The sequence below is a fragment of the Aurantiacibacter suaedae genome (genome assembly GCF_005434915.1).
GTDB classification, from domain to species: Bacteria; Pseudomonadota; Alphaproteobacteria; order Sphingomonadales; family Sphingomonadaceae; genus Alteraurantiacibacter; species Alteraurantiacibacter suaedae.
This window is the reverse complement of the sequence record NZ_SKCG01000002.1, coordinates 305,390-321,877: the sequence shown is the minus strand read 5'-3', so window position 1 is coordinate 321,877 and position 16,488 is coordinate 305,390. Positions and strand designations below refer to the sequence as shown.

Below are 16,488 nucleotides of genomic sequence, written 5' to 3'. Positions count from 1 at the left end.
CCCCGGTTTGAAATAGGGCGGTGGGTATTCCCGCCGCCCTATTGCTGTGCGGGCGCGGGCTTGCGCAACGCCTTTTCAGCCCATGGCCGCCAGCTTTTTCGCGCGCCGGCGCTGCACGCTCGATCCGATCCCGATAGCTTCGCGGTATTTCGCCACCGTGCGCCGCGCGAGGTCAAACCCTTCGGCCTTGAGCATGTCCACCAGCGTATCGTCGGACAGGATTTTGGCCGGATCTTCCGCGTCGGTCAGTGCCTTGATGCGGGCTTTCACCGCTTCCGCGCTCGCGCCTTCGCCGTCCGCGCCTCCGCCCACACCGCTGGTGAAGAAATACTTCAGCTCGAAGGTTCCGCGCTCGCAGTGGAGGTATTTGTTGCTCGTCACCCGGCTGACCGTGCTTTCGTGCATCTCGATCGCCTCGGCCACCTTGGCCAGCGTCAGCGGGCGCAGTTCGGAGACGCCCTTGCGGAAGAACCCGTCCTGCTGCTTCACGATTTCGGCGGCAACCTTGAGGATCGTTTTCTGGCGCTGGTCGAGCGCCTTGATCAGCCAGTTGGCGTCGGCCAGCTTTTCGGAAAGCCAGCCGCGCGCCTCCTTGCTCGTGCAGCCTCCGCGCACTTCTACATAGTAGCCACGGTTCACCACGAGGCGGGGCAGGGTGTCCTCGTTCAGCTGGATGTCCCAGCCGCCGCTGCGGCTCGGCGTCAGCAGGATATCGGGCACCACTGCGGCGCTTGTTGAGCCACCGAATTGCAGGCCGGGCCGCGGATCGTAGCTGCGCAGTTCGCCCAGCATGTCGACCAGATCTTCCTCGTCGACCCCGCAGATGCGTCTGAGGTGCGCGAAGGCTCCCTTGGCGACCAGCTCGAGGTTCTCGATCAGCACTTCCATGCATGGATCGTAGCGGTCGGCCTCCTTCGCCTGCAGAGCGAGGCATTCGGATAGGCTGCGCGCGCCCACGCCGGTCGGGTCGAGCATCTGCACGAGGGTGAGCGCCTGTTCGACTTCAGCGACCGGCAGGCCGAGATCGCTGGCGAGATCGCGCAGCGAGGCGGTGAGGTAGCCCGCCTCGTCTAGCATACCGATGATGTGGCGCATGACGAAGCCCGCCTGCGGGTCGCCGGTGACCGAGCCGACCTGCGCCTCCAGATGCATGGCGAGCGAGGTGGCATTGTCGCTGCGGTTTTCGAGGTCGGGCGCTTCGCCAGCACCTGCGGCGAAGTCGTTGGCGGACCAGTCGCCGCGATCTCCGTCGCCGGTGTCGCGGTCGCTGTCGAGCGCGGTGGGGTCGAGGTCGAGCGGGGCATCGGCCTCGCCCGCGCCTTCGCGGATGAGGTCGTCGGCAGTGGCGGGGTCGGGCGGAGTTTCGCTGGCGGGTGCGTCGCCGCCGTCCTCGCGGCTGACCTGCCCTGCTTCGAGCAGCGGGTTGGCCTCCAGCGCCTCGCCGATGAAGGTCTCGATTTCTAGGTTCGACAGCGCCAGCAGCTTGATCGCCTGCTGCAGCTGCGGCGTCATCACCAGCGATTGCGACTGCCGTAAGTCCAGGCGCGGCCCCAGCGCCATGATATCCTCCTAAGCCCGCTCGTCCTGAGCCTCGGACTCAGGACGAGCGGTGTTTGGGCGGGCATTCATCATCAAAGCGAGAAGTCCTCGCCGAGGTAGAGGCGGCGCACATTCTCGTCCGCGACCAACTCCTGCGGTGAGCCGGCGAACAACACCTGGCCACCGTAGATGATGCAGGCGCGATCGACGATGTCGAGCGTCTCGCGCACGTTATGGTCGGTGATCAGCACGCCGATCCCGCGACTCTTGAGATCCTTCACCAGCCCACGAATATCACTGATCGAAAGCGGGTCGATCCCCGCGAAGGGCTCGTCGAGCAGCATGATCGAGGGCTTGGCTGCCAGCGCGCGGGCGATTTCGCAGCGCCGCCGCTCGCCGCCCGAGAGTGCCATCGCCGGGCTGTCGCGCAGGCGGGTGATGTGGAACTCTTCGAGCAATCGCTCCAGCTCGGCCTTGCGGATTTCCTTGTCCGGCTCGACCATTTCGAGCACGCACAGGATGTTCTGTTCAACCGTCATCCCGCGAAAGATGCTGGTTTCCTGCGGCAGATAGCCGAGGCCAAGGATCGAGCGGCGGTACATCGGCAGCTTGGTGACATCGACCCCGTCCATCATGATGCGGCCCGAATCCGGCTTCACCAGCCCCATGATCGAATAGAAACAGGTCGTCTTGCCCGCGCCGTTGGGGCCGAGCAGGCCGAGCACCTCGCCCTTGGCCACGGTCAGCGAAATGTCCGACAGGACGCTGCGCTTGTCGTAGCTCTTGGCGATCGAGACCACTTCGAGACCGCCCTGCGGGGGCAGATCAGGGGCGGCGTTGGAGGGACCATCGGCCATGCTTTCGGCCAGATCCCGGGGGTCGATGGTGCTGTCGTCAATCGCGCTCATGTCTGCCCTCTAGCATGAATTGTGCGCCATTGAAGGGCAATTGGCAGGGTTCGTGCATGGCCATTGGGGCCAGCGATAGCGGCTTCGATTGAACATATAGTTGATAGACTTGCAAGAATGCCGCGAATCTGACAACTTGTTCATCTAACTGGGATAGGAGCCTGTCATGGTTGACGCTCTGGCAAAAAGCCTTGTTCGCAAACCGGTCGCATCAGATGGCCTTGCGCAAGGCGCAATCGATTATCGCAAGCGGATCAGCGACCACGTCGCTTTCGCACTGCTGGTTTACACCGGCCTGCATATCTTCGTGACCATGGGCGCGCTGAAAACGGGCAACGGCAATATCCTGCCCTATTTCGCGCTCATCGTGCTGGTCGCGGCGATCATTCCTGCCTGCCGCTGGTTCGAGAAACGCTGGGAAGGTCTGAGCGACGCTGAGGCGGGCGATCCGGCCTTGTCCGGTGTCTTTCGCCGCGACGTGGCGATGATATGGGCCGGGGCGTTATCCCTGCCGGTAATCCTCACCCTTTTCGCCAAGGCGATGCTGGCGCTGTTCTGACCACGCACCGCTGCTGCTGGGCATCGCGCGATTGTCTGCTAGACCCTTGGCGATGACTTCCGTTCAGACGCTCCTCGCCAGGCTTTTCGCCATTCTGGCTCTGTCCGCTCTGTCTGCACCGGGCATGGCTGCGCCCGTCAGCGGCGCGCAGGTCTTCACTGGCGAGGAAAGTGCCGCGCCCGAAGAGGCCGAACCCACGCCCCCCAGCGCCCCGATTGCACTGGAACGCGAGGACGATCAGGACGAGCGCATCGTGACCCGCCTGTCCGATATTTTCGCCAATGTCCCCAGCCTTGCCGATGTGACGGTCAGCGCCAGCGAGGGGGTGGTGACGCTCGGCGGCCTTGTGCCCGACACCGCCGCCAGTGCGCGGGCCGAGGCGATTGCCACGGGCGTCGATGGCGTGGTGACGGTCGAAAACCTTATCGAGCGCGATGTCTCGATTGATGTCGGCGCCGAGGCGCAGGGCTTGCAGGATCGCCTGACCGGCCTGCTGCGCAGCCTGCCGCTGGTGGGCATTGCCGTGCTCGCCGGACTGGCCATCGGAGCTTTCGGCTATATGCTCGCTTCGTTCGACAGCCTTTGGCGGCGCCTTACGCCCAACGCTTTCCTCGCTGAGCTGATCGCTAGTGCGCTGCGGTTCGTCTTCGTGCTCGGCGGCGTGGTCGTGGCGCTCGACATGATCGGGGCCGGCGCGCTGATGGGCGCGGTGCTCGGCGGTGCCGGCGTGATCGGCGTGGCGCTGGGCTTTGCCATGCGCGACACGGTGGAGAACTACGTCGCCTCGCTGATGCTGAGCCTGCGACAGCCATTCCGCCCCAATGACTGGGTGGTGATCGACGACCGCGAGGGTCGCGTGGTGCGCCTGACCAGCCGCGCCACGATCCTGATGACGCTTGACGGCAACCACCTGCGCATTCCCAATTCCACCGTCTTCAAGGCAGTGATCCTCAACTACACCACGAACCCGCAGCGGCGGTTCGATTTCGTGCTCGGGGTCGATGCGGACGACGATGTCGAAGCCGCGCGCGTGCTTGGGCGGCAGGTGCTGGCGGGTCTCGCTTTCGTGATCGACAAGCCCGCGCCGGAAGCGCGGCTGGTCGATGTGGGCGATTCCAACGTGCAGGTTCGCTTTCTCGGCTGGGTGGATCAGCGAGAGAGCGACTGGCACCGCGCCCGCAGCCGCGCGATCGTCGAGGTCAAGTCGGCTCTGGAAGGGGCGGGCTTCGGCTTGCCCGAGCCGATCTATCGCCTCCGTTTCGACCAGCGCACCGAGCCGCTGCCGTTGCAAAGCACCCGCCGCGCCGAGCCGGAGGGCCAAGCGCCCGCGCCGTCTGCCCCTGCGCCCGTCCCCGTGCCTGCGGCCAGTCATGCCGAAGACCTCGGCCCGCAGGACGAGATCGCGCGCATGGTGGAGGAAGAGCGCGCCACCACTCCGGCGGATAACGACCTGCTCGACACTTCACGTCCGGTGGAATGAAAAAGGGGCCGGAGTTTCCCGCTCCGGCCCCTTTTTCGTGATAGGTTGTTTTGGCGCTTACTTGGCGTCGTTGTAGCGTTCGATTGCTTCGAGGACCACCTGGCGGGCCTCATCGGCGCCGCCCCAAGTGCCCACGCGCACCCACTTTTCCTTCTCAAGGTCTTTGTAGTGGGTGAAGAAGTGTTCGATCTGCATCAGCACGATTTCGGGCAGGTCGCCCTTTTCGGTGACGTCGCGGTAATAGGGGAAGGTCGAATCGACCGGCACGCACAGCAGCTTCTCGTCGCCGCCATGCTCGTCTTCGAGGTTTAGCACCGCGATCGGGCGGGCGCGGACCACGCAGCCGGGAATGAACGGGCTGCGCGCCACGACCAGCGCATCGAGCGGATCGCCATCGGGCGATAGCGTGTGCGGCACGAAGCCATAGTTCGCCGGATAGCGCATCGGTGTGTGCAGAATGCGGTCGACGAACAGCGCGCCCGATTGCTTGTCGAATTCATACTTCACCGGTTCTCCGCCGACCGGCACCTCGATCAGAACATTCAGGCTTTCGGGCGGATTGTCGCCGGTGGGGATGTGTTCGATGCGCATGGAGTTGTGGTTCCTCTGGTGAAGAAAACAGGCAAGACTTTGTGTTCGTGGGCGAACTCGGAGTGCCGACTAGCCCAACGATTGTGCGATTGCGAGAGGCAATTGTGCAGTGTGCCACAATGCGTCTGGTCTGCGCGACGGGATGAAAATGGCGGGCAGTTCAGGCGCTCGGCGGAGGAGGAGATTGCGCAAATTTGCCCCACCTCCTAAACGCCCCACCCCATGAGCAAGATCAAAACGCCGCAGGCCATTCGCGGCACGCAGGACATTTTTGGCCCCGACGCCGAGGCCTTCGCCTTCGTGGTCGAAACGTTCGAGCGCGTGCGCAAACTGTATCGGTTTCGCCGGGTGGAGATGCCGGTTTTCGAGAAGACCGAGGTTTTCAGCCGCGCCATCGGCGAGACGACGGACGTGGTCTCCAAGGAAATGTATTCGTTCGAGGATCGGGGCGGGGAATCGCTCACCTTGCGGCCCGAGTTCACGGCGGGGATTGCGCGCGCGTTCCTCACCAACGGCTGGCAGCAGCACGCGCCGCTGAAGGTCGCGACGCACGGGCCTTTGTTCCGCTACGAGCGGCCGCAGAAGGGCCGCTATCGCCAGTTCCACCAGATCGACGCCGAAATCCTCGGCGCGGGCGAGCCGCAGGCCGATGTCGAATTGCTCGCCATGGCCGACCAGCTTTTGCGCGAGCTGGGGATCGAGGGCGTGACCTTGCACCTCAACACACTGGGCGATGCTCACAGCCGTGAAGTATGGCGCCGCGCATTGATCGAGTACTTTGCGGCGGTGCGTGGCGAACTGAGCGAGGATTCGCAGGAGCGGCTGGAGAAGAACCCGCTGCGAATCCTCGATTCGAAAGACCCGCGTGATCGTCAGTTCGTGGCCGATGCGCCGAAGATCGATGTCTTCCTCTCTGACGAGGCCCGCATGTTCTTCGATGCTGTCACCAGCGGCCTCGATGCGGCGGGGGTCAATTGGACGCGCGCGGAGGGGCTCGTGCGTGGACTGGATTACTATCGCCACACCGCCTTTGAGTTCATCCCAGACGAAGGTTCGGCGGCAGCGGCGGCGCTCGGCAGCCAGAGCACGATACTCGGTGGCGGGCGCTACGACGGCTTGCTGTACTCCCTTGGGGGACCTCATACCCCGGCGGTCGGCTGGGCAGCGGGGATCGAGCGGCTGGCGATGCTTGTGGGTGAGAAAGAGCCTACCGCTACGGACGTGATAGTCGTCGCTGAATCCGATGACATGATACCGAAAGCTATTGGCGCTTTGGCAAAATTCCGCGAGCTAGGTTTTTCGGCTGATCTCATCGCGAGTGGTTCACCGAGGAAGCGTTTCGACAAAGCGGTTAAGACCCCTGCGAGTGCAATCGTTTCGTTACGAACGTCTGTTGAAGGTGTGACCTCCAACTTTCGTGGTTCCAATCCGAAGGCGTCTGAGGTTGAGGCAGCGTGGAACGCTATGAGGCACAACATTTAACCCCCACCGTCGCCCCGGACTTGATCCGGGGCTGGGCTGTTCACATTGGCAAGGCCCGCCTAAACAAGCGCGGTCTCGGATCAAGTCCGGGACGACGAATTAGAGAACCCCGTGCAGATACCCGAAGAACGCCTCCGCCAGATCACCGAACGCTTTGCCGAGCTTGAGGCGCGCATGGCTTCGGGCCAGCTTGAGGGCGAGGCCTTCGTGCAGGCCAGCCGCGACTATGCCGAACTCGAACCTGTCGCCAAGGCCGCGAGCGAGGTGCAGGCCATGCGCGAGGAGATCGCCGGGCTCACCGAGATGCTCGCCGATCCCGAGATGAAGGCCATGGCCGAGGACGAACTCGCCGCGCTGAAAAAGGCCCTGCCCGAGGCCGAACATGCGCTCGCCATTGCCATGTTGCCGAAGGACGAGGCCGACCAGCGCCCCGCCATGCTCGAAATCCGCGCCGGCACCGGCGGCGACGAGGCCGCGCTGTTCGCTGGCGACCTGTTCCGCATGTACGAACGCTTCGCCAGCGAGAACGGGTGGAAGGTTGAGCCGGTCTCGATGAATGCGTCGGACGCGGGCGGCTTCAAGGAAATCGTTGCCAACGTCACCGGACAGGGCGTGTTCGCCAAGCTCAAGTGGGAAAGCGGCGTCCACCGGGTCCAGCGTGTGCCGGTCACCGAAAGCGGCGGGCGTATCCACACTTCGGCGGCGACCGTGGCCGTGCTGCCCGAGCCGACCGAAGTCGATGTTCAGATCAACGATGGCGACCTCAAAATCGACATCTATCGCGCCTCGGGTGCGGGGGGCCAGCACGTCAACACCACCGATTCGGCGGTGCGCATCACCCACCTGCCGAGCGGGCTCGTGGTGATCCAGCAGGACGAGCGCAGCCAGCACAAGAACCGGGCCAAGGCGATGCAGGTGCTGCGCGCGCGGCTCTACGAAAAGATGCGCGAGGAAGCGCAGGGTGAGGAAGCCGCCGCGCGCCGGGCGATGGTCGGCAGCGGTGACCGCTCGGAGCGCATCCGCACCTACAATTTCCCGCAAGGCCGCGTGACCGATCACCGCATCGGCCTCACGCTGCACAAGCTCGACGAGGTGCTGGCGGGCACCGCCTTGGGCGAAGTGGTCGATGCGCTGACGGCGGAAGACGAGGCCAAGCGGCTCGCCGCGATGGGGAAGTGAGCACCGTCGCCCAGGCATTGCGCGAGGCGGCCGACCGGCTGGCCGAGGTCACCGACACCGCCCGTCTCGATGCCGAATTGCTGATGGCGCATGTTCTGGGCGTCAACCGCTCGGACCTGTTCCTGCGCCATATGCAGGCGCGAGAACCAGGCGCGTTCGCGGCGCTGATCGAACGGCGCGCGGCGCACGAGCCCGTTGCTTACATCATTGGCGAACAGGAATTTTACGGCCGCCCCTTTGCGGTCACCCCCGGCGTGCTGATCCCCCGCGCCGACAGCGAGCCTACAGTTCAGGCCGCGCTCGACTATGCCCGCCCCGATGCACGTGTGCTCGATTGCGGCACAGGATCGGGCGCATTGCTGCTGACATTTCTGTCCGAGCGCCCGGCCGCGCAGGGTATTGGGATCGACGCTTCACAAGTCGCGCGTCATTGTGCTCAGGCGAATGCCGAGGCGCTTGGTCTGGCAGAGCGCGCAGAGATTATCGCGGCCGACTGGACCCGTCCCGGTTGGGCTGACGGCCTCGGCAAGTTCGATCTCGTCCTCGCCAACCCGCCCTATGTCGAAGCCGATGCTGCGCTTGACCCGCAGGTGCGAGACTGGGAACCTGCCGAAGCGCTGTTCGCCGGCGCCGATGGGCTTGACGATTATCGCGTGCTAATTCCGCAACTGCGCGGCCTGCTGGCTGAAAACGGTGTGGTCGTGGTCGAGATCGGATGGCAACAGGCCGAGGCTGTGAGTGCCTTGGCGAGAGCTGAAGGATTTGCCACCGAACTGCGGCGCGATCTGGCCGAAAGGCCCAGAGCGCTCGTTCTCAGGCGATGATCCTGCAATAGGGGCTTGGCAAAGTCTTCGCGAACCTCTAACCATTTCTTCAAGCCTTGGGTGCAGAGGATAATTCCTGCACCTGACAGGCCTACCCAGACATTCTTATGCAAATGCTGCCGGATTGCAGCACTGGCAGAAGAATAACAGCGGGAATGCGCACCACGGTTGGTGCCAGCACGAAGGGTCATGTGGCCGCAGGGCAGACTAGCTTTCAGCATGGAACAGCTTTTCAGACTTGGCCGAAATGAGGAAGCGGATTTCTCTTGAATCAAAATCGAAACAACAATCGTCGGCGCGGTCGCGGTAACAACAATCGTGGCGGCGGAAGCGGCGGAAACGCAAACAACCGGATCGATTCGCGGGCTCGCGGCAATGCGCCGCAGATGCTCGAGAAGTACAAGAAGCTGGCGCACGACGCCTCCTTGAACGACGACCGCGTGCAGACCGAATACTACCTTCAGTTCGCGGATCACTATTTCCGCGTCATCGCCGATACCAAGGCGCAGAAGGATGAACACCGCGCCCGCAACAGCAACGATCGCGACTCGGATGACGAGAACGAGGACGAACGCGGCGAAGAAGAGCAGAGCAAGCGCGATAGCGGCCGTGATAATGCTCGTGATGGGGGTCGCGATAACGCCCGTCGTCCGCGCCGTGAGCGGTCCGAGAACGGATCGGACAAGAGTTCCGAGGAAGGCAACGAGGGGCTTGAGGGCGAAGAGGACGACGGTGACAACCCGTTCACCCCCGCTCGCGCCGAACGCAAGCCGAAGAAGGCTGCCGCACCGCGCCGCCGCACCCGTGCCGCCGAGAGCGACGACAGCGACGACGGCAAGAGCGATGAGGACGAGGATAACGGCCTCGATCCCGGCATGTTGCCGCCCGCCATCGCCCGCAACTCCGACGATGACGACAGCGAGTCGGACGACGCCGAGGCAACCGACGATGCCAAGGCCAAAAAGCCCAAGGCCAAGCCGCGTGCCACCCGCACTCGCCGTCCGCGCACGCCGCGCGACGAAGGGCGCGATGAAGGCGGTGAAGAGGCGCTCGAAGCCGTCGGCTGATTTGGGCGATGGTCGCCTCCGCACAGACTGACCGCGGACTGTTCCTGCTCGCCAACCAGCCGCGCCGGGCCGGTTTGTGGTCGCTTGCTCTGGGCGTTCTTGCGGCGACCGGATTTCAGCCGCTCGGACTATGGCCGTTGGCGCTGTTGGCCACCGGGCTGTTCGCGCTGATCGTGGCCCGCAGCTCGGGCTGGCGCGAGGCGGCGCTGCTCGGCTGGCTGTTCGGCATGGGCCACTTTACGCTCGGCAACAGCTGGATCGCCACGGCCTTCACCTATCAGGCCGAAATGCCTGCGGTGCTCGGCTGGATCGCGGTGCCGCTGCTGTCGGTCTACCTCGCTGTCTATCCTGCCATTGCCGCAGCTGCCGGACGCGCGCTTGTCCGCATGGGGCCGGGCTGGGGCTTTGCGCTGATCTTCGCCGGGTGCTGGATCGTAGCCGAATGGCTGCGCAGCTGGGTTTTTACCGGCTATGCCTGGAACCCGTTTGCCATGGTGCTGCTCGGCCCGTTCGAGCGACCGGGGCTGGCGCTGCTCTCCCCATTCATGGGCACCTATGCGCTGTCGGGCCTTGCCATGCTGCTTGGCTGGGCGCTGGTCACGGCTGCGCGTTCGCGGCGTTGGGGTTTGCTTGCAGGCGGGGCGGCGGTACTCGCCGCGGGCATGTACCTGCCGCAACCGGCGCCGCATGATAGAGACCTTTCACTCACCATCGCTCAGCCTGATATCGCTCAGAGCGATGTTCACGAGCCCACGCTTTACGAGGATCATTTCTGGCGTCTCGCCACCAATTCGCTGCCGAAGACACCAGGCGAGCAGCGTATCGTGCTCTGGCCCGAAAGCGGCATGGTCGACTACCTGCGCGAAGGCTATCCGCAGCGCTACTATGACAGCACCACGGCCTTCGGCAGTCCGATGCTGGCGCGGCGGCGACTGGCCGGTGTGATAGGCGAGAACGCGCTGCTGATGACCGGCGCAGTCGATCTCGAGATCGGAGAAAAGGATGGCCTGATCCGTGCGCTTGGTGCGCGCAACGCGGTGACCGTGCTTGACGACGAGGGCGCAATCGTGGGCAGCTATTACAAGGCCCATCTGGTGCCTTATGGCGAGTATCTGCCGATGCGTTGGCTGCTTGAGCCGCTCGGTCTGTCGCGGCTGGTGCCCGGGGCGATCGATTTCTGGCCGGGGCCGGGGCCGCGCACGCTCGATCTTGGCACCTATGGCAAGGCGGCGATCCAGATTTGTTATGAGATCGTGTTCTCGGGAGAGGTGGTCGAGAAAGGCACCCGGCCCGACTATATCTTCAACGATTCGACCGACGGCTGGTTCGGCGCCTTCGGTCCGCCGCAGCACTTCGCCCAGGCGCGAATGCGGGCAATCGAGGAGGGGCTTCCGGTGCTGCGCTCCACCACCACCGGCATCAGCGGCGTGATCGACGCGCATGGCGTGGTGCGCCAGCATCTGGGGATGCGAATCGAAGGGCGGATCGACGGCAAAGTGCCCGCCGCTGCTGCGCCCACGCTGTTTTCCCGCTTTGGCAATGTCTTGGGGTTGGCATGGGCCGCAGTGGCCTTACTTGCAGGGCTGATTGCCATGCGGCGACAGGCCGGTTAGAGCCGCTCGCCGCCCAAGCGAAACACAGTCTTACGGGAGCTCTATCGACAATGCGTGACACATATCTCTTCACCTCCGAAAGCGTTTCCGAAGGCCATCCGGATAAAGTCTCCGACCAGATTTCCGATGCTATCGTCGATCTATTCCTGTCGAAAGACCCCGAGGCGCGCGTTGCCTGCGAGACGCTCACCACCACCCAGCTTGTGGTGCTGGCGGGCGAGGTGCGCGGCAAGGGCATGATCGACACCGACGGCAACTGGGAGCCGGGCGCGCAGGAGGAAATCCAGCGCGTGGTGCGAGATACGGTGAAGCAGATCGGCTACGCGCAGGACGGCTTCCACTGGCAGAACCTGACCTTCGAAAATCACCTCCACCCGCAGAGTGCCGACATTGCGCAGGGCGTCGATGCCGCTGGCAACAAGGACGAAGGCGCGGGCGATCAGGGCATCATGTTCGGCTACGCCAACGACGAGACCGACGATCTGATGCCGGCCACGCTCGATTACAGTCACAAGATCCTGCACAAGATGGCCGAAGACCGCCACTCGGGTGCGGCGCCTTTCCTTGAGCCCGATGCCAAGAGCCAGGTTACGCTGCGCTATGAAGCGGGCAAGCCCGTCTGCGCCACCGCGATCGTGGTCTCGACCCAGCACGCCAAGGACTATTGCGAGCCCTGGGAAAAGGACGGCAAGAGCGGCGGCGATGCAGCCAAATATGCCGAGCTGCGCGACTATGTGAAGGGCGCGATTGCCGCGGTGATTCCGGCTGAGCTGCTCACCGATGAAACCGTCTATCACATCAACCCGACCGGTAAGTTCGAGATCGGCGGCCCCGATGGCGACGCTGGCCTGACCGGGCGCAAGATCATCGTCGACACCTATGGTGGCGCTTCGCCGCACGGCGGCGGTGCTTTCTCGGGCAAGGACCCGACCAAGGTCGACCGCTCGGCCGCCTACGTGACGCGCTATCTCGCCAAGAATGTGGTTGCCGCTGGCCTTGCCAAGATGTGCACGATCCAGGTGTCCTACGCGATCGGCGTGAGCGAGCCACTCTCGCTTTACATCGACACCAGCGGCACCGGCACCGTGGCCGACGAGCAGATCGAAAAAGCCGTGTGGGAAGTCGCCAAGGCGCGGCTCGGTGGGCTGACCCCGCGCGGTATTCGCACCGGGCTCGGTCTCAACAAGCCGATCTATCGCCAGACCGCGGCCTATGGCCATTTCGGGCGTAAGGCCGAGGGCGACCTGTTCCCGTGGGAGCGGACCGACCTCGTCGATGATCTCAAGGCTGCAATCGCCTAACTACGCGCGGTGGCGGGCGCTATGATCCGCCACCGTATCGCGGCACTCGATGCCCTGCGCGGCGTGGCCGTGGCGGGCATCGTGCCGATGAACGTCATCGCCTATGCGATGCCCGCCGCCGCCTATATCAACCCGCGTGCTTATGGCGGCGACGGGCCATTTGCTACCGGACTATGGGCGCTCAGCTTCCTGCTGGTGGAGGACAAGTTTCGCACCCTGTTCGCGATGATGTTCGGCGTCGGGGTAACGATCCTGATCGAGCGGGGTGGGGCGCACCCGTGGCGCGCACACTATGCCCGGATGGCGGCTCTTTTCGTAATCGCGCTGGCCCATGCGGTGCTGCTCGCCAATAACGACGTGCTGCGTGCCTATGCTGTAATCGGCTGCCTGCTGCCGTTCCTGATCCGCCTGCCGCTACGCTGGTTGCTGATCGGGGCCGCGGCGCTGATGCTGGGGCAACTGGCCGTGTCGGGTTATGTCGCCTGGGCCTGGCTGCGATATTGGCACGCGCTGGCAAGCGGGCTTACCTCCGACATGTCGGGCATGGCCGAGGTCGAGCGGCGCTTCGGAGCCGATCCGCAAGTGATCGCCGCCAGCATCGCGCAGTGGCAGGAGAGCTTGCCCGAACGCATCGTGCGGCGGATGAACGACTGGCCGCTGCAATTCACCGCCATCGCCGCGCAGATTCCGTCCACGCTCGCGGCCATGCTGGTGGGCGTGACGGCCTGGCGCAGCGGACTGCTGGCAGGGCAGTGGCCGCAGCGGCGGCTGTTGCGGCTGGCCGCATGGCTGGGTTTGCCGAGCCTTGTCGCTTTGGCTGCCATGGCCGCATGGTCGATTTTTACCGGGTTCGACGCCATTGTCACCGCCTTTAACGCGTTGGTCCTCTCCGCCCCCTTCGACATGATGCTGGGCATCGCCTATGCCGCGCTGGCCATGGCGCTGTTCGGTGGGCCGCTGGCGGCGCGAGCCTCGACCCGGCGCTGGGCGGCGGTGGGCCGGATGGCGCTGACCAACTACCTCGGCACCAGCTTCGTCTTCGCCGGCCTGTTCGCGGCCTGGGGGCTGGGGCTGTTCGGCATGGTCACGCGCGCGCAGACGCTGGCGCTCGGGCTGATCCCGGTGGCGCTGATGCTGGTGGTCTCGCCGCTGTGGCTGAACCGCTTCCGGCAAGGCCCTGCAGAGTGGCTGTGGCGTTCGCTCGCAGCGCTAAAACCGCTGCCGATCAGGCTGCCGCGTTAACCCGCGCCAGATCGCGGGCAGAGGTGCGCGCGGCGAGGAAATAGAGCGCGGATGCGATCACATAGAACGCGCCGGTCAACGCCATGGCCATCGTTAGCCCTCTCTGCGGACCCAGCTCTGCGCTTAGCGTGTCGCTGAGCGTGCCGACGATGATCGGCCCGACCGCGCTTGCCACTCCATAAAACACCTGAAGCACGGCATAGCCCGTCACCCGCATCCGCGGATGCATCAGGTTTTGCAGCGCGGCATACGTGATGCCCAGATAGCCGAAGCCGAGGAAAGTCGCGACGCTGATCACCGCCAGCAACAGGCCAAGCTCCTCCAGCCTGAGCCCGAAATAGTAGGCGGGAGCCGCGAACAGCAGGCACACCGCTGGCACCAGCGCATAGGCCGCCGGTGTCTTCTCGCCGAACTTGTCGCCCAGCCAGCCCGATACCAGCACCGAAAGCATGGCGGGCGCGCTGGCGATCAGGCCCGAATACATCCCCGCCTCGGCCAGCCCCAGCCCGAAGCGCCGGATCATCAGGGAGGTGAAAAAGTAGTTCATCCCGAAGCCGAGCATCGCGGCAAAGGTCGATCCGAAGATCATGTTGCGCGCGCTGGGCAACGCCAGCAGCCGGGCGAGCACTTCGCGAAAGCTGGGTACGTCCTCTCCCAGAGCCTCGGCGCCGCCAGCATCGTGGACGCCGCGCCGTGGCTCGGAGACGAACAGCCATACGAGCAGCGCCAGCACGAAGCCGGGAATGGCGGCGATCAGGAAGGTGTAGCGCCAGCTGAAGTGGTGCGCGATTGCGCCGCCGCCGACATACCCGATCAGCGCGCCCAGTGGCGGCGCGATCATCAGCACCGACATCGCAAACCCGCGCCGACGCGGGGGGAAATAGTCGGCCACCACCGACTGCACCGAAGGCAGCCCGATCGCCTCTCCCAACCCCACACCCATGCGCGCGGCGAGCAGCTGGAACCAGCTGGACACGCCTGCGCACAGCGCCGTGGCGGCTGACCAGATCACTGTGCCAAGAGCAATCAGGTGAGTGCGCGTGGCGCTCTCGGCCTTGCGGGCGATCAGGATACCGGCGAAGATGTTGAGCGCGGTGAATGCGGCGGCCATCAACGATACCTGGCTGTCGCTCAGGCCGAACTCGGCCTTGACCGGCTCGACCAGCACGTTGACCACGATCCGGTCGATAAAGCCAATGGTGGTTATGCCGGCCATGACGACAAGCGCCAGCCACGGCGATTTGCTGCGCGTAAACATCCGGCGGCGGGTCCTCTCTCCCTTTTTCCGCCTTGTCGCATGGCTCTGCGCAAAAGTGCAATTCTTTATAACTATTATGAAGCGAAATGGATTATCCCGCTTGGCGATAGTCCGCCGTCAGCGTGCCGGAGGCGGCCAGCTCCTCCTCATGACTTGCCTCGCGCCAGCCTTCGGTGAGAGCGACCTGCTCCCACTCCAGCATCGCCGGATGGGCAAGCACGTGCTCGACCCATGCCGCGCCCTTGCCGACATCGAGGCCGTATGTGCGGATGCGATAGGCGACCGGCGCGAAGAATGCATCGAGCGCGCTGAACTCAGGCCCGGCCAGCCATGGCCCGCCGAAGCGATCGAGCCCCTTTTCGAAGAGCTCGCGCAGCCGTGCCAGGTCATTCGCCAGCGCGGGCGAGAGCGGACCTTTCTCGACCCGCACCCCGACATTCATCGTACACTCGTTACGCAAAGCAGAGAAGCCGCCGTGCATCTCGGCCACGCCGCACATAGCGAAGGCGCGCGCCTCCTCTTTTTGCGGCCAGATGCCGGGATGACGCTCGGCAAGATAGAGGACAATGCCGAGCGAATCCCAGACGGTCCGTTCGCCATCGAGCAGGACTGGCACCTGCCCGGTGGGCGAGAAGCCGCGGAAGGCCTCGTAGTTCACCGGCCGGGTGAACGGTTCGACCCGATCCGCGAAAGCAATGCCCAGCGCCTTCATCAATACCCACGGCCGCAGCGACCAGCTCGAATAGTTCCGGTTGGCCGTGATCAGCGTGTAGGCCATGCGCGGCTCAGACCACGTAATGCGCGGTCGTCTTCGCCGCCACCTCGTCAGCCGTCACACCCGGCGCCAGCTCGATCAGCTTGAACGGCGAGGAATGGTCGGGCCGCTGGAACACGGCGAGGTCGGTGATGATCATGTCGATCACGTTCTGGCCCGTCAGCGGCAGCGAGCATTCGGGGGTGAACTTGGGCTCTCCATGCTTGGAGACATGCTCCATCACGCAGATGATCTTCTTCACACCTGCCACCAGGTCCATCGCCCCGCCCATGCCTTTGATGAGCTTGCCGGGGATCATCCAATTGGCGATGTCTCCGCCTTCGGAGACTTCCATCGCGCCCAGCACGGTGAGATCGATATGGCCGCCCCGGATCATCGCGAAGCTCTGCGCCGAATCGAAATAGGCCGAGTGGGGCAATTGCGAGATCGTCTGCTTGCCTGCGTTGATCAGGTCGGCGTCGACCTTGTCAGGGGTGGGGAAGGGGCCGATGCCGAGCATCCCGTTCTCGCTTTGCAGCGTGACGTGGATGTCGTCGGGGATGTGGTTCGCCACGAGGGTGGGGATGCCGATGCCAAGATTGACGTAGAAGCCATCTTCCAACTCTTTAGCAGCGCGGGCGGCGATCTGGTCGCGGGTCCAGCCCTTGGTCAGTCCATCATTCATGGTCAT

Annotated in this window: 15 protein-coding genes; 9 read left to right on the top strand and 6 right to left on the bottom strand. The window is 64.4% G+C overall.

Annotated features, from left to right (window positions below; translation table 11 throughout):
* Positions 1–75: 75 nt before the first annotated feature.
* Both rpoN and lptB read right to left on the bottom strand, forming a co-directional pair.
* Positions 76–1,560 carry an RNA polymerase factor sigma-54 gene (rpoN, locus tag E0473_RS07790; RefSeq protein WP_137680312.1) on the bottom strand — a complete coding sequence of 495 codons (1,485 nt, stop codon included), beginning with the start codon at positions 1,558–1,560 and terminating at the stop codon, positions 76–78.
* Positions 1,561–1,631: 71 nt separating this feature from the next.
* Positions 1,632–2,396, bottom strand: a complete 765-nt coding sequence (gene lptB / locus E0473_RS07785; RefSeq protein WP_241657457.1) for an LPS export ABC transporter ATP-binding protein — start codon at positions 2,394–2,396, stop codon at positions 1,632–1,634.
* Positions 2,397–2,613: 217 nt separating this feature from the next.
* Here lptB and E0473_RS07780 point away from each other — a divergent pair, with 217 nt between their 5' ends.
* Both E0473_RS07780 and E0473_RS07775 read left to right on the top strand, forming a co-directional pair.
* The gene (locus E0473_RS07780; RefSeq protein WP_241657396.1) at positions 2,614–3,006 is read left to right on the top strand and encodes a hypothetical protein; all 393 of its coding nucleotides are present in this window, start codon (positions 2,614–2,616) and stop codon (positions 3,004–3,006) included.
* 124 nt (positions 3,007–3,130) lie between these two features.
* Positions 3,131–4,486 (top strand): mechanosensitive ion channel family protein, encoded by a 1,356-nt coding sequence (locus E0473_RS07775; RefSeq protein ID WP_137680310.1) that lies wholly within the window; start codon positions 3,131–3,133, stop codon positions 4,484–4,486.
* A 57-nt stretch (positions 4,487–4,543) separates the two neighbouring features.
* Here E0473_RS07775 and ppa read toward each other — a convergent pair whose 3' ends face one another.
* Positions 4,544–5,077: an inorganic diphosphatase gene (gene ppa, locus E0473_RS07770; RefSeq protein WP_137680309.1), complete on the bottom strand. Its 534-nt coding sequence runs from the start codon at positions 5,075–5,077 to the stop codon at positions 4,544–4,546.
* A gap of 222 nt (positions 5,078–5,299) precedes the next feature.
* Between ppa and hisS the strand changes: the two genes are divergently transcribed.
* From hisS to E0473_RS07735, 7 genes are all read left to right on the top strand, one after another.
* Complete coding sequence (gene hisS, locus E0473_RS07765; protein WP_137680308.1) at positions 5,300–6,559, top strand: histidine--tRNA ligase; 1,260 nt, start codon at positions 5,300–5,302, stop codon at positions 6,557–6,559.
* Positions 6,560–6,670: 111 nt separating this feature from the next.
* Positions 6,671–7,738: a peptide chain release factor 1 gene (gene prfA, locus E0473_RS07760; RefSeq protein WP_137680307.1), complete on the top strand. Its 1,068-nt coding sequence runs from the start codon at positions 6,671–6,673 to the stop codon at positions 7,736–7,738.
* Entirely contained in the window at positions 7,735–8,562 is an 828-nt protein-coding gene (prmC, locus tag E0473_RS07755) for a peptide chain release factor N(5)-glutamine methyltransferase (protein WP_137680306.1), read from the top strand. Before prfA ends, prmC begins: the two co-directional genes overlap by 4 nt.
* A 266-nt stretch (positions 8,563–8,828) precedes the next feature.
* Positions 8,829–9,629, top strand: coding sequence for a DUF4167 domain-containing protein (locus E0473_RS07750; RefSeq protein ID WP_137680305.1), 801 nt, complete (start codon positions 8,829–8,831; stop codon positions 9,627–9,629).
* Between the two features lie 8 nt (positions 9,630–9,637).
* Positions 9,638–11,242 (top strand): apolipoprotein N-acyltransferase, encoded by a 1,605-nt coding sequence (lnt, locus tag E0473_RS07745; protein WP_137680304.1) that lies wholly within the window; start codon positions 9,638–9,640, stop codon positions 11,240–11,242.
* A gap of 50 nt (positions 11,243–11,292) precedes the next feature.
* The gene (gene metK, locus E0473_RS07740) at positions 11,293–12,543 is read left to right on the top strand and encodes a methionine adenosyltransferase (protein ID WP_137680303.1); all 1,251 of its coding nucleotides are present in this window, start codon (positions 11,293–11,295) and stop codon (positions 12,541–12,543) included.
* A 21-nt stretch (positions 12,544–12,564) separates the two neighbouring features.
* Positions 12,565–13,785, top strand: coding sequence for a DUF418 domain-containing protein (locus E0473_RS07735; RefSeq protein ID WP_137680302.1), 1,221 nt, complete (start codon positions 12,565–12,567; stop codon positions 13,783–13,785).
* Here the strand turns inward: E0473_RS07735 and E0473_RS07730 are convergent.
* The 3 genes from E0473_RS07730 to E0473_RS07720 all read right to left on the bottom strand — a co-directional run bounded on the left by E0473_RS07730 (position 13,769) and on the right by E0473_RS07720 (position 16,482).
* On the bottom strand, positions 13,769–15,043 hold the full coding sequence (locus E0473_RS07730) for a spinster family MFS transporter (RefSeq protein WP_137680301.1): 1,275 nt from the start codon (positions 15,041–15,043) through the stop codon (positions 13,769–13,771). The genes E0473_RS07735 and E0473_RS07730 overlap by 17 nt on opposite strands.
* 91 nt (positions 15,044–15,134) lie before the next feature.
* The gene (locus E0473_RS07725; protein ID WP_137680300.1) at positions 15,135–15,821 is read right to left on the bottom strand and encodes a glutathione S-transferase family protein; all 687 of its coding nucleotides are present in this window, start codon (positions 15,819–15,821) and stop codon (positions 15,135–15,137) included.
* 7 nt (positions 15,822–15,828) lie between these two features.
* Positions 15,829–16,482: a CoA transferase subunit B gene (locus E0473_RS07720; protein ID WP_137680881.1), complete on the bottom strand. Its 654-nt coding sequence runs from the start codon at positions 16,480–16,482 to the stop codon at positions 15,829–15,831.
* Positions 16,483–16,488: the final 6 nt, after the last annotated feature.